A 20,333-nucleotide genomic window follows, 5' to 3' on the forward strand; every position below is an offset into this window, starting at 1 on the left:
TTTCAATGGTAACAGTAGTCACCGTACCCGCAACAACCGCCAATTTGGGACCGGGGTTTGACTGTTTGGGCGCTGCCTTAACCCTTACAAACACCTTTACCTTTTCCGCCAGCGATCGCCCCTGTGTTGTGATTCGGGGGGCTGAAGCAGCCGGGGTAGCCAGTAGTACAGATAACTTAGCCTATCGCGCCTATTGCCGCCTTTACGAGCACCTTGGACGCGAAGCCCCGCCTGTCTATTTAGAAATTGAGTTAGGGGTGCCCCTCGCTCGCGGGTTAGGCAGTTCAGCCACCGCCATTATTGGCGGCTTGGTGGGAGCCAATCGGCTGGCAGGGTTCCCCCTCAGCCATACTGAGGTTTTAGAGTTGGCGATCGCCCTTGAAGGTCATCCCGATAATGTAGTTCCGGCGTTGCTGGGCGGCTGTCGTTTGGCAGTCCGGGAAGAACACTCCGGCACGTGGCGTTGGTTAGACGTACCGTGGGATAGTGATGTAGTGCCTATTGTTGCCATTCCTGATTTCGAATTAGCCACCGAGACCGCCCGTCACGTCTTGCCTGCGACCTGTAGCTATACAGATGCCATTTTTAACATCAGTCATCTGGGAGCGCTGCTGCGGGGGCTAGAAACGGGTCACCGCGACTGGTTACAGGTTGCCCTGCAAGATCATCTGCACCAGCCCTACCGTCAGTGCCTCATCAAAGGGTATGCCGACCTCCATGCCGCAGCGTTGGCCGCTGGAGCCTATGGTTTGGTGATCAGTGGAGCTGGCCCCACCCTGTTGGCGCTTGGGGATCCGGTTAACGCCATGGGAATTGCCAGTACCCTTAGGGACACGTGGGCGACCCTAGGGGTGCAAGCACGGGTTGAGGTATTGGCAGTGCAGCAGGAAGGAACCACCGTACAGGATCGCTAGTCAAACCACAGGTAAATGTTGCATTTATCCGCCTGTAAACCTGCTGTGCGCAATGGCACGCTGAAAATGGGCAGCACCATCGCTGCCAGCGGTGAGCTAGATCGAGGCGATCGCGAAATGGATGCTAAAGTGCGCATGGAAAATCGGCAAATCTGCCCCTAATTGCGTACCCCAAAGGGCACATGCACAGAGGGAATATCCCCTGCTGCTGATTCAATATGGGTGAGCTGATCATCAAAGAAAATATGGGGTTTTAACTGCCGGAGAACTCGAACTTTCTCAATACCGCCCAAGAAAAAGGTTTCATCCGGCGTGACCCCCCAGCTATTCAGCGTCGTAACCACCCGCTCACTGGCGAGAATATTACGCGCCGTTACAATGGCAATTCGTAGTAAGCGGCAATAGTCGGGGTTCTGTTGCTCACGAGTCATCTCCAATTTTTGAAACGCCGCCAATTTCTTAAACAGATCACTGAGGGGGCCGGGGTTGTGCGGTACAGTTGCATGTTGAATTTCGTGGGCATGGAACTGCTCGAGATCGCCATTGCGAAACACGGTTTCTGCTTCGTCATCGGCAATCACCCCATCAAAGTCAAAGGCAATGCGTAGCTCCGCTTCTTCCTCTGTGTCCGTTACACCGGAAGGGATGACAATTCCGGCAGGGTAGCCCGCGGCGATCGCCTGGCGCACATCCTCAGCATTCGCCGAAAGAAACAGTGAGACATTAAAGGCAGGGATGTAGGGATGAGGGGACTTGCCCCCCAAAAACGCCGCACGGGTAATATTCAGGCCGTAGTGCTGGATCGAATGGAACACCCGCTGCCCAGTATCAGGGTCATTTTTCGAGAGCAGGATCACCTCCACTGGCTCTTGGTCAGGATAGGCGCGATTCAGGTTAAGAAACCGGCGAATAAAGGGGAATGCTACGCCTCGAGGCAAAACATCGTACTTTTTTTGCCGCTGAAAATGGCGATAGGCTTCTTCCCCGTGATGGCGAAACACCGCATCGGACTCAGTGAGATCAAATAACGCGCTGGAGGCAACAGCGATGACCAATTTGTTTTCAATCGCGTAGCCCATGACCCGCCTAAGAACGCAGGGAAACAAGGGGTCGCTGCAATGCCTGCATCAAGGCATCAAACTGATCCGGTGTGAGGGATTGGGCACCATCCGAGAGGGCTTTGGCGGGGTTCGGGTGCACTTCAATCATGAGGGCATCGGTATCTGCGGCTACGGCTGCCTTCGCCATGGCCGGGACAAACTCTGCCCAACCAGTGCCATGGCTCGGATCAATCATGATCGGCAGGTGGGTCAATTTCCGCAAAACGGGAATCACCGATAAATCTAGGGTATTGCGTGTATATTCCCGGTCAAAGGTGCGAATGCCTCGCTCACACAGGATCACGTTGGGGTTGCCCGCCGCCAGAATGTACTCTGCGGCCATTAACCATTCATCAATGGTGGCAGACATCCCCCGCTTGAGGAGCACGGGTTTGGGTTGCGCCCCCACCCGCTTCAGCAAAGAAAAGTTTTGCATATTGCGGGCACCAATTTGCAGGACATCGGCCACTTCGGCAATTTTATCGAGGTCTGCGGCATCCATGACTTCGGTAATAATGCCTAAGCCCGTCACCGCTTTGGCAGCGGCCAGTAAATCTAGGGCGCTCTCCCCATGGCCTTGGAAGGCGTAGGGGGAGGTACGCGGTTTATAGGCTCCCCCCCGCAGAAATTTAGCCCCTGCTGCCTTAACCCGCTGCGCCGTTTCAATGATCATGGCTTCGTTTTCCACAGAGCACGGACCCGCCACCACCACCAATGCATGGCCTTCGCCAAAAGACACAGCACCGTTTGGCGTGGGCACCACCACTTCACTGGGTTCACCGTGGCGATACTCACGGCTAGCCCGCTTGAAGGGCTGCTCTACCCGCAGCACATGCTCAATCCACGGACTGATTTCTTGAATTTGCAGGGGATCCAGTTCGGCAGTCTCCCCAACGAGGCCAATGACAACTTTGTGTTTGCCGACAATTTTTTCGGGGGTCAGTCCCCAAAGGCGCATTTCGGCACCCACCCGCTCAATTTCCTCAGAGGGGGTGCCACTTTTTAGAACGATAATCATCTGCTTGCTGATCCCCAGTAATTGGCTTAGGGTTTGATTGTATTGTGCCAAATTGATTTCGTTCTGCCTATGCTGCGTCCCTCGGATGGGTTGCGTTTTACAATTTCCCTTGCAATTGCGGCAGTCGTTATCCTGTCGCTTTGGGGGGTCATGATGGGGTCAATGTCTAAGACGGATCCGCCCCTCAATTTGACCGGGGCGATCGCCATCGATGACCCACGCGTGGAAGCAGATCTCAGCCCCGCCAGTGCCCCCCTACTCCCAAGCGATTCCCCCACTCGCTTTGTTCCTTTGCAGCCCAGTGATGGCGCTGTTTACCAGCGGTTATTTGCCCAAGTGCGGCAACAGCATCAACAGTGTGCGAGTGCGCCGCCTTGGTACAGTGTCCCTGCCCATAGCACCAACTTTGGCGATCGCTTCCGTACCGATAGCCGTGGCAACCTGCTGCAACAGGAGCCAATTATTGTGCTGCACGAGACCGTGGCCTCAGCCCAGTCAGCCCTCAACTTTTTTCAGACTCCCCACCCCCGCGATGAGGATCAGGCCAGTTACCACGAACTCATTACCCTCAATGGCTGGATATTGCACCTTGTCCCGTGGTCAAAGCGCGCCTATGGTGCTGGGAACTCCACGTTTGGCAGCGAAACCGTCCAGACGAACCCCCGCCTTGCTCCTTCAGTCAATAACTTTGCCCTGCATATTTCCCTAGAAACCCCGCCCCAAGGTCGCCACAATGGCCAGCACCACCAAGGCTACACCCCTGCCCAGTACCAAGCCCTAGGGTGGCTAATTGCGCAGACTGGCATTCCCCCAGCACGAGTGACCACCCACGCCGCCGTAGATCGATCGGGAGAGCGCATCGATCCGCGCAGTTTTTCCTTTGCCACCCTAAATCGTTACTGGCAAACCGATCGCCCCTGCTAACGCCGTACTGTCTCGGGGTAGCTAGCCACAAGCGATTAAGATAGAACAAGAAATAGCATCTGCAATAGACAGAAAGGAGGCCAGCCATGGCAACAGAGCGGCGGGTCGCACGGGTTGCGGAATTAATTAAGCGAGAAGTCAGTCAGTTGCTGATGTACGAAATCCGCGACGAGCGGGTGGGTGCTGGCATGGTGAGTGTCACCGATGTTGAAGTATCTGGCGACTTACAACACGCTAAAGTGTTTGTCAGCATTTATAGTACCGATGAAGTACGCCGCTCCACGATGGCAGGGCTGAAGGCCGCCTCTGGCTTTGTACGCCACGAACTGGGACAGCGCATTCGCCTACGGCGGACACCAGAGGTGGTGTTTATTGAAGATCGCTCCATTGAGCGGGGTAACCGGGTACTGTCGCTGCTGAACCAACTGGAGCAACAATCAAAATCAGCAGGTACCAGCGAATAGACCTTAAGGGGTTGCTGAATAGACGTATGATGTTCGGGTTTGAGTCTTTTGCCGCCCTCACCCTAGCCCTCTCCCAAAGGAGAGGGAACAAGAATTTTAGCTCCCTTCTTCTTGGGGAGACGGGTTGGGGATGAAGGCAATTCATAGCCACATTCAGCAACACCGACCTTAAAACAACCGACCTTAAAACAGTTGTAAGAATTCCTCGTCTGCCTTGCAGCCCTCGCTAGAGTAGAGGAAAGGGGGTACAGCGCGACTACTATTCGTGAGGCGACAATTATGGCGATGTCTCATGCCTACGATATTTTGCGAGCTGGTCATCAGCCCCTGCGCCCTCTGTTTGCCCCCCGCAGTGTGGCTGTGGTGGGAGCCACCGAAAAAGACGGTAGTGTCGGGCGGACTCTGCTTTGGAATTTAATTCAGTCTCCCTTTGGCGGCACTGTCTTTCCGGTGAATCCACGGCGCTCCTCGGTGTTGGGGATTAAAGCCTACCCAACGGTTGGGGCGATCGCTGAGCCAGTGGATTTAGCGGTGATTGCTACCCCTGCTGCCACGGTGCCTGCGGTGATGCAAGAGTGTGCAGCGGCAGGGGTCAAAAGTGCCATTATTCTCTCCGCTGGGTTTCGGGAAATTGGAGCTGCTGGCTTAGGGTTGGAAGAAGAAATTCTAGCGATCGCCCAGAAGGCACGGATGCGCGTCATTGGTCCCAACTGTTTGGGAGTCATGTGTCCGCCGACGGGGTTAAACGCCACCTTTGCGGCAACCATGGCGCACAGTGGCCATGTGGGTTTTATTAGCCAAAGTGGTGCGCTGTGCACCTCAATTTTGGATTGGAGTCTCCAAGAAAATGTTGGCTTTAGTGCCTTTATCTCGATTGGCACGATGCTGGATGTGGGCTGGGGCGATCTGATTTATTACCTAGGCGATGACCCCCAAACCCGCTGCATTGTCATCTATATGGAGTCGCTGGGGGATGCCCGCTCTTTTTTATCCGCTGCCCGGGAAGTGGCCTACGTCAAGCCCATCATTGTGATTAAAGCCGGGCGCACAGCAGCAGCGGCGCAAGCTGCCGCCTCCCATACCGGGGCGCTGATGGGGTCAGATGCCGTGTTTGATGCGGCTCTACAGCGGTGTGGGGTGCTGCGGGTGGACACGATTGCCGATCTCTTTGATATGGCGGAGGKACTAGATAAACAAGCCCGGCCTAAGGGGTCGCGCCTGACGATTCTGACCAACGCGGGGGGGCCTGGGGTGTTGGCCACCGATGCCCTGATCCGCGCGGGGGGTCAGTTAGCGCAGCTATCCACCGAGACCGTGGCAGCCTTAGATCAGGTCTTGCCTGCGGCTTGGAGTCACGGTAACCCTGTGGATATTCTAGGGGATGCCACCCCCGATCGCTACCTCAAAGCCCTACAACACTGTGAGACGGATCCCAACAGTGACGGGTTATTGGTGGTGCTGACCCCCCAAGCCATGACCGATCCACTGGCGATCGCCCAGGATCTGGCGCACTATGTCCAAACCCGCACCAGCAGTACCAAACCTATTCTGGCCAGTTGGATGGGCGGCCAAGGGGTTAAAGACGGCGAGAGGCTGCTCAACCAAGCGGGCATTCCTACCTATGCCTACGCCGATACCGCCGCCCGTATTTTTAGCTATATGTGGCGCTACAGCGACCACTTGCAGGCTCTCTACGAAACCCCTGTGCTGCCACGCACCCTTGGCACCAATCATCCAGACCGAGAGCATGTAACCCAGTTATTGACCCAACTACGCCAAGAGGGACGCACCCTCCTGAACGAGTGGGAGGCAAAGTCAGTACTAGCAGCCTACGGGATTCCCGTGGTTGAGACCCACATTGCCACCACTGAAGCCGAGGCCGTTACTGCTGCTGATCGTATGGGCTATCCAGTGGTGCTCAAACTCTACTCCCCCACCATTACCCATAAGACTGATGTGGGCGGGGTTGCGTTGAACTTACCAGATGCAGGGGCAGTGGCCACGGCCTACCGCACCATTCAAACTAACGTTGCTCAAGCTGTCGGCGCCGAGCATTTTGCAGGGGTCACCGTTCAGCCAATGATTCCGTGGAAAGGCTTTGAGTTGATTTTAGGCTGCTCCACCGATGCCCAGTTTGGGCCGGTGATCCTCTTTGGTACCGGTGGCCAACTGGTGGAGGTACTGGAGGACACGGCGATCGCCCTGCCACCCCTAAATACCACCTTGGCACGGCGGCTACTCCAACAAACCAAAATTGCCCGCGCCTTTGCGGGAGTACGGGGTTGGCCCCCCGTTAACTTAGCCATTCTTGAAGATCTACTGGTGCGCTTCAGCCTCTTAGTCGTAGAGCAACCTTGGATTCAGGAAATTGACATTAACCCGCTGCTCGTTGCCCCGCCAGAGCGGGTCGTGGCTCTAGATGCGCGGATTGTTCTCCATCGAAGCGAAGCCGTCATCCCCAAGCCAGCGATCCGTCCCTATCCCAGTCAATATGTCTCGCCGTGGCAGCTACGGGATGGTACACCGGTGCTCATTCGTCCGATTCGCCCGGAGGATGAACCCCTCATGCGGCAGTACCATGCCACCCTTTCAGAGCAGAGTGTTTATTTGCGTTACTTTCATCTGATGAAGCTCTCGCAGCGGGTAGCCCACGATCGCCTCGTCCGCATCTGTTTTGTCGATTACGATCGAGAAATAGCCTTAGTGGCAGAGCGTCAGACCCCAACAGGCTCAGAAATCATCGCTGCTGGCCGCCTCAGTAAAGATCACGTTGGCAATACGGCCGAATTTTCGATGCTTGTAAGCGATCCGTGGCAGCGGCAGGGTCTAGGGACAGAATTAATGCACCGCCTCATTCAAATTGCCCGGGATGAAGGCTTAAGCGCACTCCATGCCTACGTCCTCAAAGATAATGAGGGGATGATCCGTATTTGCCGCCATTGGCACTTTGAGTTTACCCCCGGGGATGATCCTACCGTGTGGTTTGTGCGGTTGTGCCTCTAGTGCTCGAATTGGCGATCGCCACGGCTTGCATCTAGCCACTCAAATAAACTGTCCAGTTGCTCTAGGCTAATGAGACCATACTGCCAAAGGATGATGGGCAATGATCCTTGCTGCTGCTGCCACTGCCGCAGTGCCATGGCAATACTTTCTGGTGGCAAGGCCAGATCGCGTTCAAGGTAGTGGAGCAACTGGGGAGAATAGCGCATGGTCATTTAGAGGATAGCGGTGGCCAACTGTCAAGAGGAAACAGCGCAACATAAGACCTGAAGTATAGCAGCCTGATTCTAATTGAGGGATGTCTGTAACAAAAACAGCATATTTCTGAGAATTGTCTGCCGCCGGATTGCAATGTTTCGCAGCATACCCTTAAGATAATTAAAAAACCCGCTCTTTTTGTAAATTTTTATTACAATGTTTCAGCAGACGTCTCAGTGGCTGCGGCAATTCGCCTTGGTATTCGTCCTTTCTACCCTGTGTTGGCTGGGGGCGATCGCCCCGGCTCACAGCTTTAACAACCCTGAGTTGCTACCCGCCCAAGCCACCAACATCGTGGACCTAGCGGGCATTTTAACCCCGGTGCAAAAAGAGCGCCTCGATGCAGAGCTAGCAGAGTTTGAAGCCCAAACCGGCTGGAAGTTGCGAGTGCTCACCCAGTACGATCGCACCCCCGGGCTAGCAGTACGGGACTTTTGGCAGCTTGATGACCGCAGTATTTTATTAGTGGCAGACTCCCGTGGCGGCAATATCCTTAACTTTAATGTGGGGGATACCGCCTACCGTGTTCTCCAGCGTACCTTTTGGGTCGAGTTGCAAACCCGCTTTGGCAATCAATACTTTGTGCGGGACAACGGCGAAGATCAGGCAATTCTCCAATCCCTTGCCGCCATTGAAACCTGCCTTGCTCAGGGCGGCTGCCGTGCTGTACCGGGGTTGCCAAAAGAGCAGTGGATTCTCACCTTAGCCACCTCCGTCTTTGGTGGTCTCATTCTGGGATTTGTGGCGCGTCCTCGCCGTAGCGATCAACTCATTGCCTGGAAATGGGTGCTGCTCTTTTCACCCCTGTGGGGAATGCTCTTTTTTGCCTTTGGCTTAGGCCCCGTCCTAGTGCGTACCCATGAATGGCTGCCCCTATTGCGTAATGTGGCTGGGTTTGCCTTAGGCTCGATTGTGGCCTTTTTAATTCCCTTCCCCACCGCCAGCCCACCAGTGCTTGAAGAGTGATCTAGCCTTCCTAGCGGGGGCAATAGTTTTGCGCCTAGGATAGAGATGCCCTGGGCAGTTCCGATGGCCATCTTGCTACGCCTACTATGAGCACGACTACTTTTGCTATCCGTCGCCAAGCGCCCCAAGGAGACCCCTACTGGCAGACCTTTGCGCTTGAAATTGATCCCGGTCAAACGGTTCTGGATGCCCTCAACCAAATCAAGTGGTATCACGACGGCACCCTCAGCTTTCGTAAGAATTGCCGTAACACCATTTGTGGCAGTTGTGCCATGACGATTAATGGCCGCTCTGCCCTTGCCTGCCAGCAGAGTGTCCGCGCCGAGTTAGCCAATAGCCTCACCCCCAACCAGATTGCGATCGCCCCGTTGGGGAACTTACCTGTACTGCGGGATCTAGTGGTGGATATGACCGACTTCTGGCAAAAATTAGCCGCCGTGGATCCCTACGTCAGCACCGCCGCCCGCCAGATTCCAGAGCGGGAATTTCTGCAATCCCCCCAAGACCGCGATAAGCTCAATGCCGCGGGCAACTGTATTCTCTGTGGTGCTTGCTATGGTGCCTGTAATGCCGTGGAGGTCAATGCAGCGTTTGTTGGCCCCCATGCCCTAGCCAAAGCCGCTCGCCTTGTGGCCGACACCCGCGACAGCGCCACCCCAGAGCGCTTAAGCCAATATAACAATGCCGAGAGTGGCGTATGGGGATGTACCCGCTGTTTTAACTGCAATACGGTGTGTCCAGTGGGGGTGGCTCCCCTGGATCGCATTAGTGAGGTCAAGCAGGGGATCTTGGCAACAGCACCCGTGGCCAGCCGCAATCAAGACCGTCCCCTACGCCACCGCCAAGTCTTGGTAGAACTGGTCAAGGAAGGGGGCTGGGTGGATGAGCGCAAATTTGGCCTGCGAGTTGTGGGCAATCGGTTTCGGGATGTAGCAGGCGTAACCAGTATCATCCCTTTAGGTTGGCGGCTCGTGCGACGGGGTAAGTTTCCGCTGCGATTTGAGAAATCTGCTGGCCACGCCCAGATAGCAGCAGTGATAACGGCGGTGCAGCGATCCAGCCAACTCGCTAGATAATCCCTACGGTGACCCTCTGCAACCCGAGGCAAAGCCCCAAAGTTCTGCTTACTTGTAACAACTGTCGCCGATTGGGTTTTTCACCAAGGATGGCGATTAAGTATAGATTAGCACAGAGCAACTAAAGTTGCTAGGTAGCTTTTCCTCCCCGTACTAAAGTACGGGGCTACCAAGCTATCCCTCTGTGTGGAATGATGCACTGGCATTGATTACATCAACCCCAAAAGGGGAGACATGGCTGAGCATCGCTGAGTTGCAGAAGGTCTGCATCACCTAGGCGAAGACGACTGATGAGCGGAAATGCTTGTCTGAAGTCAGCTCTGGTATGGTCACGAATCGTCGGTTCGCCAAGGCTATGAGTCGAGCTGGGTGGCGACAAATCAGAACCATGGGTGAGGCTAAGTCCAACATGATTGCAGACCGGGACGTGAGAGTCATCAGTCGATGGGATCCCACCTCTCAGATCTGCTCCTGTTGCAGTTATCGGTGGGGGAAGTTAAAATTTTCTATTCGGTCTGTGCTGCGCCTCAACTGTGGGGCTGAACACGATAGAGACGAGAATGCCAGCAACAATATTTTGGTGGCAGGACGATGCCGGCCGAATGAGCGCGTGAGTCAGTGTCAGACCTCCTTGGAGGCAGTTGGCGATGATCCGCTTATCCAGTCCGCTTATCCATCAGGAGGGTGCTTAATGCAACCAGACTGGGAATCCCCGTCTTTTAGGACGATGGAGGATGTCAAAACTCCCTCGGCTCCCTCTGAGCAGTTAACGGAACTCGCCCTCAGGATTCGCACTGCGGCACAACAGGCAGCGGGGGATGTGGTTGAGTTGCTGGCGCTGCTGCGGCTGCTTGAAGAGCTGCACCGCGATATTTGTGACAATCAGTTTCAGGCGGTACTGCCCACGAACCGCCAAGCTCTGTACAAGCTCCTCAGGGAAATCGAACGCAACGGCGGCTGGCCCTATATTCCCCGCAAGAAACTGGAAGCCTTTTTAGCGGCGATGGATGAGACACCCGATGAATGTTGAGCGCTGGTTGATGCGGCAGGAGGCACAGTGGCTTGAGCTAGAGCAATTGCTCAACCGGGCTGAGACTAAGGGGATTGGCGCTCTGTCTGCTGCGGACATTTGTCGCCTGAGTCAGCTGTACCGCTTGGTTAGCGCGGATCTGGCACGGGCAAAAACCCGACGGCTCGGCAGTCATCTTGTCAACTATTTGCAAGGTCTGACGCTGCGCAGCTACAGCCAAGTGTATCAGGGAAGGCAGCCGGAAGACTGGCGTAAGGTGCTCTGGTTTTTTCAGCGGGGGTTTCCCGACGTGGTGCAGCAAACGTGGCCGCAAACAGCCGTGGCCGTTGGTGTATTTATGGTGGCGTTGGCGATGGGTTGGTGGTACACATGGGCCGATCGCCAATTTATGGAACTGGTGGTGCCCCCGAACATTATTTCCTTGGTGGAGGATCAAGGCAAGTTGTGGATGGGGTCTATTGTGGGCATTGAGCCGTTGGCCTCTAGTTCCATCATGACCAATAACATCAGTGTGGCCGTTGCAACTCTTGCGGGGGGGATTTTCGGCGGGTTGGGCACCCTCTACATTCTTTGGACGAATGGGATTCACATTGGGGCGATCGCCGCCTTTGTGGCACAAAATGATCTCTCGTATCCCTTTTGGGCGTTTGTCAGCCCCCATGGTGCCCTTGAGTTGCCAGCGATCTTTCTGGCGGGGGCGGCGGGGCTGCTGCTGGGGCAAGGACTGCTTTTTCCAAGGCGGTATCGTCGCTTTAGCGCCCTGAAACGCAATGGTACCTTGGCCGCTCAACTGATGTTTGGGGTGGTGCCTCTCTTGGTTATTGCTGGGATTATTGAAGGCTTCTGGTCACCCAGTCCGCTCATTCCCAATAGTTTGAAGTACCTTTCAGGCTTAGGACTGTTTTTGGCATTACTCTTTTATTTGGCTTGGCCACTGGAGCGATCGCCCACCCGTGGGAGAGAATAAAACAATATCCAACTGAATTTTTGCAAGCCGATCGCAGGAACACCATGGCAGACAATTGGCGCAGTCGTATTATTACTGAAGGCATTCAGCGCACCCCCAACCGAGCAATGCTGCGAGCCGTTGGGTTTGGCGACGAGGATTTCAGTAAGCCCATTGTTGGCGTTGCCAGCGCCCATAGCACGATTACTCCCTGCAATATGGGCATTGCCCCCCTCGCTAGTCGTGCCGAAGCAGGGATTCGCGCCGCAGGGGGGATGCCCCAATTATTTGGCACCATCACCGTCAGCGACGGGATTTCGATGGGCACCGAAGGCATGAAGTATTCCCTCGTCTCGCGGGATGTCATTGCCGACTCCATTGAAACCGCCTGTAACGCCCAGAGTATGGATGGGGTGTTGGCAATCGGCGGTTGCGACAAAAATATGCCGGGCGCGATGATCGCCATGGCACGGATGAATATTCCAGCCATTTTTGTCTATGGTGGCACCATTAAGCCGGGTCAATGGCAGGGGAATGATCTCACCGTGGTGAGCGCCTTTGAAGCGGTGGGGCAGTACAGTGCTGGCAAAATGAGTGATGCCACCCTCCACGCTATTGAACACCATGCCTGTCCGGGGGCTGGCTCCTGCGGCGGCATGTTTACCGCTAATACGATGTCCTCTGCCTTTGAAGCCATGGGGATGAGCTTGATGTATTCCTCCACCATGAGCGCTGAGGACGCAGAAAAGGCTGACAGCACGGAACTGGCTGGTAAAGTTCTTGTGGAGGCCATTCGTCAAAACCTACGCCCCCGCGATATTATTACCCGCCAGTCTATTGAAAATGCCCTCAGTGTGATTATGGCGGTGGGKGGCTCAACCAATGCAGTTCTACACTTTCTGGCGATCGCCCACAGTGCCGAAGTGCCCTTAACGATCGATGACTTCGAGACCATTCGCCAGCGGGTGCCCGTCCTGTGCGACCTCAAACCCTCCGGCAAATACGTCACCGCCGATCTGCATCGAGCGGGGGGAATTCCCCAAGTCATGAAAATGCTGCTCAACCATGGGCTGCTGCACGGCGACTGCATCACCATTACCGGCGAGACCATTGCCGAGCGACTGCGGCATGTGCCCGACACGCCTGACCCTCACCAAGATGTGATCCGTCCCTTCGAGACACCGCTCTACTCCACCGGCCACCTGACTATCCTCAAAGGCAACTTGGCCACCGAAGGGGCTGTTGCTAAAATCTCTGGGGTCAAGAACCCCAAAATCACTGGCCCTGCGCGCGTCTTTGACTCTGAAGAAGCCTGTTTAGATGCAATTTTAGCCAACACGATCAATCCCGGCGATATTATCGTTATTCGCTACGAAGGTCCAGTGGGCGGACCAGGAATGCGGGAAATGCTTGCCCCTACCTCCGCCATCATTGGCACTGGCTTAGGCGATAGCGTTGGCCTCATTACCGATGGCCGCTTCTCAGGGGGAACCTACGGCATGGTGGTGGGGCATGTTGCGCCAGAGGCAGCCGTCGGCGGTACAATTGCCCTTGTGGAAGAGGGAGACTCAATTACCATTGATGCCCATCAGCGACTACTTCAGCTCAATGTCAGTGAAGCGGAACTCGCTAAGCGGCGCTCAGCGTGGCACCCCCCCGCACCGCGTTATACCCGTGGGGTGTTGGCAAAGTATGCCAAGTTGGTCTCCTCCAGTAGCTTGGGGGCGGTGACCGATCGCTTCACCTAGAAACGGGTGGCCAGCGGCAAACTGCATAAAACAACGGCAACCACCGTAGGACGCTACCAAGCCGCATCCCTTTTGTTGCTATGCCTTATACCCTTGTGCAACGCTTTGTCAGCCTTGGTCTGCTCATGGCCGGTGTCGGTCTTGCTCCCGGTGCCTTTGCCCAACGCTTGCCCCGCCTACGCCAAGGGATGAACTATCCAGAGGCGCGTGAGCAGTTGATTGCCCGCGGGTGGCAGCCTGTTGTCAACCCAGTTATGCTAGAGGTCACGAATACCACTCCCATTGTGGCTTATCTCATTAGCCAAGGGTTTAGTGAGTTGATTGGCTGTCAGCCCTTTGGTGTGGATGTCTGTGCCTTTCAGTTCCGTAACCGCCGCGGCCATACCCTAGAAATTGCCACCGTGCATTTGGGGGTGACACCGGGCGGTACCATTACCAGTTGGGTTGTGCGGCGCAATACGCCTTGAGCTAGGTTCTACAAACGCATTTGCTAGGGGCAGGTGATTTGGCTAATGCGATGAAGGTATTGCGTTGACAGCGCCTTTACGAGTTCGTTTGTGGACTACGTAAGAATCCCCCGACGTTAGTCGGTGGGAGTGTCAACAGACATTGCCTAGACATCTGGAATGAGCGCCAAATTAGCAGTATCTACCGTGTAGAACCCTGCCGGCACCGCAGCGGTAGGGCGGGCACAAATAACACTGTCGGACGGTCCAGCAATGACAACTAAATTAGCACTAGTTGAGCACGGGACTTGCACAAGTTCATAGCTGCTCAGGAGTTGGCCGCCGGGGCTATTATTCACTACCACCACCTGTGGGTTGTTATTAGCATTAGCAATACTGCCTGCCACTGCGCCAGCGACAGCGGCAGAGGACAGCCCAATGGCAAGGTTGCCCCAAAAGCCACCCCCCCAGTAACGAGGTGTTGGATACCATGGCCGATTCCCATTCCACCACCAGTTGCCTAAGCCTGGATTCCAGCGGGGATTAACAATTGCGTTATTGTAGCGGTAGCGTGGCGCTGCCGGGGTGACATCTACACCGCCACGGGGGGTGATATCAACAGGGCCACGAGGTGGGTTGCCGGCCGGTCGCCCACGTCCGCGAGGGGTAGCCATTGCCGACAGGGCACTGCTTCCCAAAAAGGCTATGACGGTTATGAACACGGGGAGCGATCGCCAGCGCGGTGGCTGAATCATGGTGGTTCGACCTCAACGTAAACGGATAGGAGAGTTGCTATGATAATTAGGATCTCTCGTTTCCACTCTAGCCAACCCTCTTAACCCTCATCCGTCCACTGTTACTCACTGTTACGTTTCGACAGAGGATACAGAACTTCTTTACATTTTGTCTTGTTTTAGCCTCGCTGCTTGCTTAGAATCCCTAGGGCAATCGCCGGAGGGGTGACAGTCCCCAGTAGCATAGAAAAGGAGCCATCACGGGAGAGTCGGGTGACCAAAAAACGGGKGTTATCGGGGGTTCAACCCACGGGAAGTTTACATCTTGGCAATTACTTAGGGGCTATTCGCAATTGGGTGGCCGGTCAGGCAAACTACGAAAATTACTTCTGTGTTGTTGATTTGCACGCCATTACGGTGCCCCACGATCCAACGGTACTGGCTGCCAATACCTATACCGTTGCTGCTCTCTACCTTGCCTGTGGCATTGATCCGAACCATGCCACCATTTTTGTGCAGTCCCACGTCAGTGCCCATGCTGAGCTAACTTGGCTGCTGAACTGCATCACGCCCCTCAACTGGTTGGAGGACATGATCCAGTTCAAGGAAAAGGCCGTCAAGCAGGGGGAGAATGTCGCTGCTGGGCTGCTGGACTATCCGGTACTGATGGCGGCAGATATTTTGCTCTACGATGCTGATCTGGTTCCCGTGGGCGACGATCAAAAGCAGCATCTAGAGCTGACCCGCGATATTGCCGCCCGGGTCAATTATCTGTTTGCCCGCAACCAACCACCCATCCTAAAGCTACCGGAGCCCTTCATTGCTAAGGCAGGGGCACGGGTGATGAGCCTCACCGATGGCACCAAGAAAATGTCGAAGTCAGACCCGTCGGATATGAGTCGCATTAACCTATTGGATTCTGCCGACGAGATTCGCAAAAAAATTAAGCGCTGTAAAACGGACCCCATCCGAGGGTTGGTTTTTGACGATCCAGAGCGTCCCGAAGCAAATAATTTGCTGGGGTTGTACCAAGTGTTAACAGGACAAACCAAGGAAGCGGTGGCGGCTGAGTGCGCTGAGATGGGCTGGGGACAGTTTAAGCCCTTGCTAACGGATGCGGTGATTGCAACGCTTGAGCCGATTCAGCAACGCTACCACGAGATCATGACCGATCTCACCTATTTGAGAGGGTTACTGAAGGCTGGTCGAGATCAAGCCGCGACCGTTGCCAATGCCACTCTTGAGCGAGTGAAGTTAGCGTTTGGCTATGCCCTGTTATGACGATTGGTGGGCAGTTGCGGCGGGGCTGGCGCACGTTCTGGCGGCGATCGCGCCTTGTCAATAACGAACCCCTGAATCGGGTAAGTTTAATCGTCATTATTTTGGTGGATATTTTTATCCTCATTAATGTCTTTAGTGGCCTAGCGGAAATTGGCAACTGGCTGCTGAGTCCGAGCCAAGCACAGCCGTGCTATGCCCCATGGCAGGCCTATCGCCAGCAAACGGGGGGCGATCGCCACTGGCAGTTTATCGAGCAGCAAATTCGCGATACCCTTCCCCAACCCTCTGAGACGAGACCCCCTACTTTTCTAGAAGCTCTAGAGCAGAGTGCTGTCGGGAAATTGGGGCAAATCTCTGAGAGTTGTGTCACCTATGCCCGCTATCAGGATGCAGTGAACACGACAGTCAATCAGGAGCGGCTCCGCCTACTGAGGCAAAAGCAGCAGGAGATCGATAGCCTCGAAGCCACTAACCAGCAGATTCGCCAAGAGTATGACTCAACGCTGCTTGAACAATTAGCAGGCCAACCCACAGAGCAATCCATCAACCTAGTAGAAGCCGCTAAAGCCAAGGCGACCCTAGAGGCCAACAACCGCAAAATCGCCACCCTAAATCAAGAGAAGGCAGCTCTTCAGCAAACGATTCTGAATGAGCCATCGAGCCAAACATTCCTACAGTTTTTAGCTAACGATGCCACCTTTGCCACCCTTGAGGCTGAGTACCAGCACTCGCAGTTTTGGTACCCTAGCCTGCGGTTTTTGCTGCAAGCGCTCTTTTTAGTCCCCTTGATTGGGGTGGCGTGGGGGGTCAACCGCTACGCCGATCGCCACCAGTACGGCTTGGTGGCGCTGATGAGTTGGCACCTACTGGTCATTTTCTTGATCCCGCTGATCCTGAAAATTTTTGAACTGTTGCAGGTGGGGGTGCTGTTCCGCTGGCTGTCGGAGCTGGTGGTGACCCTGTTTGGTGATCTCCTTTTTCTGGTGCGCTACCTCTATATTTTGATCATTCCTGTGGTTGGCTTTGGCCTGATTAAGGTGGCACAGGCGCTATTCCTCAACCCCCACCGCCAAGCGGCTGGGCGGGCACAAAAGCAGCGGTGTCTGCGCTGTGGCAAGCGATTACAGCACGGCGATCGCCACTGTCCCCATTGTGGTTACTTGCAGTGGCTGCCCTGCCCGTCCTGTCAACAGCCCACCTATCGCCACCTTCCCTATTGCCGCCATTGTGGCGCTTCAACCACGCTGCCGCCCTCGTGAGACACGCTATGGATCTTGAAACCCTCAACGCTTATCACCACAGTTATCCGGCTCTGCTGAATAAAACCTATCTCAATTACGGTGGCCAAGGCCCACTGCACCAACAGACATGGCAGGCGCTGATCCAAAGCGATCGCCACATCCAAGAGCAAGGTCCGTTTGCGAATCGAGTCTTCCCATGGCTCGCGCAGCAATTACAAGACCTACGCCAAGCCCTCGCCGATTTACTCAACACCACTCCCGACACAATAGCTCTGACGGATTCAGTGACCAGTGGTTGCAATATCGTTCTCTGGGGTATTAACTGGCAAGCAGGGGATCATCTGTTGATCTCGAACTGTGAGCATCCCGGAGTAGTGGCCATTGCTGAGCAGTTGCAGCGGCGCTTAGGAGTGGTGGTGGATCGGGTTAATTTCTGGCCATGGTGTGAGGACGATGTGGCAGCCATTGCAGCGCGGCTTCATCCCCGCACTCGCTTGGTGGTGATCAGTCATCTGCTGTGGAACACCGGTAAGCTATTACCCCTGCAAGACATTGTGCAGTTATGCCATCAGCAGGGGATTCAAGTGCTAGCGGATGCCGCCCAGAGTGTGGGAATGGTGCCCCTGAACCTCCCTGCACTGGGAGTGGATTACTATGCGTTTACAGGGCATAAGTGGTGCTGTGGGCCTGCGGGTCTGGGTGGACTGTATATCCGCCGCGATCGCATCGAAACCCTTGAACCGACCTTTGTGGGCTGGCGGGGCATTCATCAGACTCGGGATGCGCAACCCGCTGGCTGGAAAGAGGATGCCAGCCGCTTTGAAGTGGCTACCACAGCATTTTCCTTGGTCAGTGCCCTCACCACGGCTGTTGGGGTACACGATCAATGGGGCAGCGTTGGCGATCGCTACCGTCGCATTTGTTATCTTAGCCAGTACCTATGGCAACAGTTGCAGGGCATTGCGGGCTTAACCTGCCTCAGTCCAGTGCCTCCTCCCTCCGGCCTCGTGTCCTTTCAGCTTGCCAATGGTCAACACCGCCAACTGGTGCAGGATCTCGAAGCCCAAGATATTCTCGTGCGGGAGTTGCTATATCCTCCTTCGGTGCGCGCCTGTGTGCATTACTTTACCTTGCCCCAAGAGTGCGATCGCCTTGTCCTAGCGCTCAAAGACTGGCTAAAGAGTCACCCCTAAATACTAGCTGACCTACGCCGCAGGAATTTCCCTAGAAAACGCCGCGCATCATCGATCGTGGTGGCTGGAATAAAATGCGAGGCATTGTGCCGTGTCTGAAAACACCCCAAGGCAGCCTCTAAGTTTCCTTCGGCACCAATCCAGCGCCAAAATTGCGGAAAGGCGGTTTCAATCTCCGCTAGGTCAATGGTCATGGTGTGGGTTTTATCGCGCAAAAAGAACTCAATATTGCTGTTGACCGTGTCGCAGTAGTCTAAGCACACGGCAAGGGGATCTGCATTGGCAGGGAGGTTCAGCAAAATACCTTCCCGGTAGGCTTTCATGATCCAAATACCATAGCGTTCGCGATAACTGCGGGCTACACTGGCTGCATCCCGGCGCAAATGCACGTAGAAGGCGCGATCGCCGTAGGCACGATCTAAGCGGCCTAAAAACCATGAGAGGCGATTATCCACTTCGATGTGTTGATCCGGATAAGCGAGGCGATCGCCTCCCAGCAGAAAGGTGCGCGACTCGTGGGCACTAGTGAAGTTCGTCATATAGCTACAGGCCTTGGCAAAGGTCACCGAGCCGCAACGACCGGTACACAGCACAAAAACATTCATCAGAACCTCCGAGACACCCATTTTGGCAGGGAGGTTAACCCCTACCTTCTGCTTCCTTCACTGAACCACACCGTGGGGCTAGTGTTGACATACTCTCCGCTCTAAAGAGCAGGGATTCTTGTTCTTGGTTCTACGAGCACACTTACCATGTTAGGTTGCCCTTCCATAGCAGCGGTACATCTCTCCCCAAGCGTTCCCTCTTGCGAGGCGGTTCCCTTATGCCCTAAGGTACCGTTTTGCCATTCCATCCCCAAGATGCTTAGCCCCTTTTTCAAGATATTCAGAGCCGCGTTCTGGTCTCTGTCTAACTCAAACCCGCACTTAGGACAACTATGGGTTCTAGTGGATAGAGTTTTTGGCACCCTATGACCGCAACGAGTACAGTCCTGTGTGGTGTACTGTGGCGGTACTGACACTACTGCCTTATCCCACACCTTCCCGTAGTAGTCCAGCCATTGGGTGAACTGAGACCAACTAGCATCATGGATGGATTTGGCAAGATGATGATTTTTGACTAGGTTCTTCACCTGCAAGTCCTCATACACCACGACATCGTTAGATGCCACTACGCACCGAGCAAGCTTGATTGCCCAGTCTTTACGTTGGCGTTGAACTTTCAGATGTACTTTGCCTAGTTTTTCCCTTTGCTTGTGATAATTCTTGGACTGAGGCTTAGCTCCTTTCTTGAACTTCCGACTTAACCTGCGTTGGTGTTGCTTTAACCTCCTTTCGCTACGCCTCAAAAACTTAGGACAATCGACCGTGTTTCCGTTCTGGTCGGTGTAGAAGTGTTTTAACCCCAAGTCAATACCGATGACATTGCCTGTGTATTGTCCTTGCTCTTTGCGCTCTACATCCAAGCAGAATTGAGCATAGTACCCATCTGCTCTGCGTACCACTCGCACTCGGTTGATTTTGGAGTTGAGGATATACTGTCTCGCCTCTCCATTGCAGTACAAGGCAAATGTACCTGCATTGAAGCCATCAGTGAAGGTGATGGACAGTCCATCCGCTGATAGCTTCCAACCCGATAGCTTGTACTCTACAGAGCGGCAATGCTTCTTGAATTTGGGGTATCCCTTCTTTGCCTCCTTGTTTTGGCAGTTGGTATAGAACCGAGAGATAGAAGCCCAAGCCCGTTCTGCACTTGCTTGTCTGGCTGCTGAGTTTAACTTTTTAGCAAAATCAAACTCTTGAGCCAAGGTTTTGCAGTGGGCATAGAGGTCATTCCTGCCCACACCACGGTTGTCCATCCAGTACCGTACACACTTGTTGCGCACAAACTGTGCGGTACGGATGGCTTCGTCCAGAGACTGATATTGCTCCTGTGTGCCCTTTAGCTTGGCTTCTATGACTTTCATGGTTCCATTTTATCACAGACTCAGCTTG

At 54.6% G+C, this 20,333-nt stretch carries 20 protein-coding genes and 1 pseudogene; 15 read left to right on the forward strand and 6 right to left on the reverse strand.

Translation table 11 applies throughout. The annotated features are described in order from the left end of the window. Positions 1-5: 5 nt before the first annotated feature. Complete coding sequence (gene thrB, locus L5470_RS01500; RefSeq protein WP_099799634.1) at positions 6-914, forward strand: homoserine kinase; 909 nt, start codon at positions 6-8, stop codon at positions 912-914. Between the two features lie 15 nt (positions 915-929). After that, positions 930-1,076, forward strand: a complete 147-nt coding sequence (locus tag L5470_RS01505; RefSeq protein ID WP_157768372.1) for a hypothetical protein — start codon at positions 930-932, stop codon at positions 1,074-1,076. On the opposite strand, the gene L5470_RS01510 is transcribed toward L5470_RS01505, so the two are convergent. Beyond that, positions 1,073-1,993 carry a 5'-nucleotidase gene (locus L5470_RS01510; RefSeq protein WP_499497714.1) on the reverse strand — a complete coding sequence of 307 codons (921 nt, stop codon included), beginning with the start codon at positions 1,991-1,993 and terminating at the stop codon, positions 1,073-1,075. The two genes, L5470_RS01505 and L5470_RS01510, sit on opposite strands and share 4 nt — an antisense overlap. A gap of 7 nt (positions 1,994-2,000) precedes the next feature. Then, positions 2,001-3,032: a 3-deoxy-7-phosphoheptulonate synthase gene (gene aroF / locus L5470_RS01515; protein ID WP_499497716.1), complete on the reverse strand. Its 1,032-nt coding sequence runs from the start codon at positions 3,030-3,032 to the stop codon at positions 2,001-2,003. 69 nt (positions 3,033-3,101) lie between these two features. Between aroF and L5470_RS01520 the strand changes: the two genes are divergently transcribed. From L5470_RS01520 to L5470_RS01530, 3 genes are all read left to right on the forward strand, one after another. Further along, positions 3,102-3,956: a peptidoglycan recognition protein family protein gene (locus tag L5470_RS01520; RefSeq protein WP_499497718.1), complete on the forward strand. Its 855-nt coding sequence runs from the start codon at positions 3,102-3,104 to the stop codon at positions 3,954-3,956. 86 nt (positions 3,957-4,042) lie between these two features. Continuing rightward, a complete protein-coding gene (gene rbfA / locus L5470_RS01525; protein ID WP_099799637.1) occupies positions 4,043-4,420 on the forward strand; it encodes a 30S ribosome-binding factor RbfA in 378 nt (125 codons plus the stop codon). A gap of 279 nt (positions 4,421-4,699) precedes the next feature. After that, positions 4,700-7,423: a bifunctional acetate--CoA ligase family protein/GNAT family N-acetyltransferase gene (locus L5470_RS01530; protein WP_499497720.1), complete on the forward strand. Its 2,724-nt coding sequence runs from the start codon at positions 4,700-4,702 to the stop codon at positions 7,421-7,423. Here L5470_RS01530 and L5470_RS01535 read toward each other — a convergent pair. After that, positions 7,420-7,629: a DUF2949 domain-containing protein gene (locus L5470_RS01535; protein WP_099799953.1), complete on the reverse strand. Its 210-nt coding sequence runs from the start codon at positions 7,627-7,629 to the stop codon at positions 7,420-7,422. The two genes, L5470_RS01530 and L5470_RS01535, sit on opposite strands and share 4 nt — an antisense overlap. A gap of 205 nt (positions 7,630-7,834) precedes the next feature. Here L5470_RS01535 and L5470_RS01540 point away from each other — a divergent pair, with 205 nt between their 5' ends. The 7 genes and pseudogenes from L5470_RS01540 (at position 7,835) to L5470_RS01570 (ending at position 13,911) form a co-directional block, all read left to right on the forward strand. Continuing rightward, positions 7,835-8,644 (forward strand): TPM domain-containing protein, encoded by an 810-nt coding sequence (locus tag L5470_RS01540; protein ID WP_099799639.1) that lies wholly within the window; start codon positions 7,835-7,837, stop codon positions 8,642-8,644. Between the two features lie 86 nt (positions 8,645-8,730). Next, on the forward strand, positions 8,731-9,720 hold the full coding sequence (locus tag L5470_RS01545; protein WP_099799640.1) for a succinate dehydrogenase/fumarate reductase iron-sulfur subunit: 990 nt from the start codon (positions 8,731-8,733) through the stop codon (positions 9,718-9,720). 355 nt (positions 9,721-10,075) lie between these two features. Further along, positions 10,076-10,285: pseudogene (locus L5470_RS01550) on the forward strand (zinc ribbon domain-containing protein); the annotation flags it as partial. A 126-nt stretch (positions 10,286-10,411) separates the two neighbouring features. After that, positions 10,412-10,750, forward strand: a complete 339-nt coding sequence (locus L5470_RS01555; protein ID WP_227517693.1) for a hypothetical protein — start codon at positions 10,412-10,414, stop codon at positions 10,748-10,750. Next, positions 10,740-11,717, forward strand: coding sequence for a stage II sporulation protein M (locus L5470_RS01560; protein WP_099799641.1), 978 nt, complete (start codon positions 10,740-10,742; stop codon positions 11,715-11,717). Before L5470_RS01555 ends, L5470_RS01560 begins: the two co-directional genes overlap by 11 nt. A gap of 44 nt (positions 11,718-11,761) precedes the next feature. After that, the gene (gene ilvD / locus L5470_RS01565; protein ID WP_499497724.1) at positions 11,762-13,444 is read left to right on the forward strand and encodes a dihydroxy-acid dehydratase; all 1,683 of its coding nucleotides are present in this window, start codon (positions 11,762-11,764) and stop codon (positions 13,442-13,444) included. 80 nt (positions 13,445-13,524) lie between these two features. After that, positions 13,525-13,911, forward strand: coding sequence for a hypothetical protein (locus L5470_RS01570; protein WP_499497726.1), 387 nt, complete (start codon positions 13,525-13,527; stop codon positions 13,909-13,911). Positions 13,912-14,057: 146 nt separating this feature from the next. Here L5470_RS01570 and L5470_RS01575 read toward each other — a convergent pair whose 3' ends face one another. After that, complete coding sequence (locus L5470_RS01575; protein WP_499497728.1) at positions 14,058-14,645, reverse strand: hypothetical protein; 588 nt, start codon at positions 14,643-14,645, stop codon at positions 14,058-14,060. A gap of 252 nt (positions 14,646-14,897) precedes the next feature. On the opposite strand from L5470_RS01575, the gene trpS reads away from it, so the two are divergent. The 3 genes from trpS to L5470_RS01590 are packed head-to-tail and all read left to right on the forward strand — an operon-like array spanning position 14,898 to position 18,339. Further along, positions 14,898-15,905 carry a tryptophan--tRNA ligase gene (gene trpS / locus L5470_RS01580; protein ID WP_499497730.1) on the forward strand — a complete coding sequence of 336 codons (1,008 nt, stop codon included), beginning with the start codon at positions 14,898-14,900 and terminating at the stop codon, positions 15,903-15,905. After that, positions 15,902-17,164: a hypothetical protein gene (locus tag L5470_RS01585; RefSeq protein ID WP_499497732.1), complete on the forward strand. Its 1,263-nt coding sequence runs from the start codon at positions 15,902-15,904 to the stop codon at positions 17,162-17,164. Before trpS ends, L5470_RS01585 begins: the two co-directional genes overlap by 4 nt. A gap of 8 nt (positions 17,165-17,172) precedes the next feature. Continuing rightward, entirely contained in the window at positions 17,173-18,339 is a 1,167-nt protein-coding gene (locus tag L5470_RS01590; RefSeq protein ID WP_499497947.1) for an aminotransferase class V-fold PLP-dependent enzyme, read from the forward strand. On the opposite strand, the gene L5470_RS01595 is transcribed toward L5470_RS01590, so the two are convergent. After that, a complete protein-coding gene (locus L5470_RS01595) occupies positions 18,336-18,944 on the reverse strand; it encodes a hypothetical protein (RefSeq protein WP_448524968.1) in 609 nt (202 codons plus the stop codon). The genes L5470_RS01590 and L5470_RS01595 overlap by 4 nt on opposite strands. Before the next feature lie 101 nt (positions 18,945-19,045). Further along, the gene (locus L5470_RS01600; RefSeq protein ID WP_499497734.1) at positions 19,046-20,305 is read right to left on the reverse strand and encodes an RNA-guided endonuclease InsQ/TnpB family protein; all 1,260 of its coding nucleotides are present in this window, start codon (positions 20,303-20,305) and stop codon (positions 19,046-19,048) included. Between the last annotated feature and the right edge of the window lie 28 nt (positions 20,306-20,333).

Origin of the sequence: Synechococcus sp. PCC 6717 (assembly GCF_022698185.1) — a bacterium.
Lineage (GTDB): Bacteria > Cyanobacteriota > Cyanobacteriia > Thermosynechococcales > Thermosynechococcaceae > Thermosynechococcus > Thermosynechococcus lividus.

What these genes read in the sequence shown, in the direction of transcription:
- thrB (WP_099799634.1), top strand. Translation starts at nt 6, where the DNA reads ATGGTAACAGTAGTCACCGTACCCGCAACAACCGCCAATTTGGGACCG.
- L5470_RS01505 (WP_157768372.1), top strand. Translation starts at nt 930, where the DNA reads ATGTTGCATTTATCCGCCTGTAAACCTGCTGTGCGCAATGGCACGCTG.
- L5470_RS01510 (WP_499497714.1), bottom strand. Translation starts at nt 1,993, where the DNA reads ATGGGCTACGCGATTGAAAACAAATTGGTCATCGCTGTTGCCTCCAGC.
- aroF (WP_499497716.1), bottom strand. Translation starts at nt 3,032, where the DNA reads ATGATTATCGTTCTAAAAAGTGGCACCCCCTCTGAGGAAATTGAGCGG.
- L5470_RS01520 (WP_499497718.1), top strand. Translation starts at nt 3,102, where the DNA reads ATGCTGCGTCCCTCGGATGGGTTGCGTTTTACAATTTCCCTTGCAATT.
- rbfA (WP_099799637.1), top strand. Translation starts at nt 4,043, where the DNA reads ATGGCAACAGAGCGGCGGGTCGCACGGGTTGCGGAATTAATTAAGCGA.
- L5470_RS01535 (WP_099799953.1), bottom strand. Translation starts at nt 7,629, where the DNA reads ATGCGCTATTCTCCCCAGTTGCTCCACTACCTTGAACGCGATCTGGCC.
- L5470_RS01540 (WP_099799639.1), top strand. Translation starts at nt 7,835, where the DNA reads ATGTTTCAGCAGACGTCTCAGTGGCTGCGGCAATTCGCCTTGGTATTC.
- L5470_RS01545 (WP_099799640.1), top strand. Translation starts at nt 8,731, where the DNA reads ATGAGCACGACTACTTTTGCTATCCGTCGCCAAGCGCCCCAAGGAGAC.
- L5470_RS01555 (WP_227517693.1), top strand. Translation starts at nt 10,412, where the DNA reads ATGCAACCAGACTGGGAATCCCCGTCTTTTAGGACGATGGAGGATGTC.
- L5470_RS01560 (WP_099799641.1), top strand. Translation starts at nt 10,740, where the DNA reads ATGAATGTTGAGCGCTGGTTGATGCGGCAGGAGGCACAGTGGCTTGAG.
- L5470_RS01570 (WP_499497726.1), top strand. Translation starts at nt 13,525, where the DNA reads ATGCCTTATACCCTTGTGCAACGCTTTGTCAGCCTTGGTCTGCTCATG.
- L5470_RS01575 (WP_499497728.1), bottom strand. Translation starts at nt 14,645, where the DNA reads ATGATTCAGCCACCGCGCTGGCGATCGCTCCCCGTGTTCATAACCGTC.
- L5470_RS01585 (WP_499497732.1), top strand. Translation starts at nt 15,902, where the DNA reads ATGACGATTGGTGGGCAGTTGCGGCGGGGCTGGCGCACGTTCTGGCGG.
- L5470_RS01590 (WP_499497947.1), top strand. Translation starts at nt 17,173, where the DNA reads ATGGATCTTGAAACCCTCAACGCTTATCACCACAGTTATCCGGCTCTG.
- L5470_RS01595 (WP_448524968.1), bottom strand. Translation starts at nt 18,944, where the DNA reads ATGAATGTTTTTGTGCTGTGTACCGGTCGTTGCGGCTCGGTGACCTTT.
- L5470_RS01600 (WP_499497734.1), bottom strand. Translation starts at nt 20,305, where the DNA reads ATGAAAGTCATAGAAGCCAAGCTAAAGGGCACACAGGAGCAATATCAG.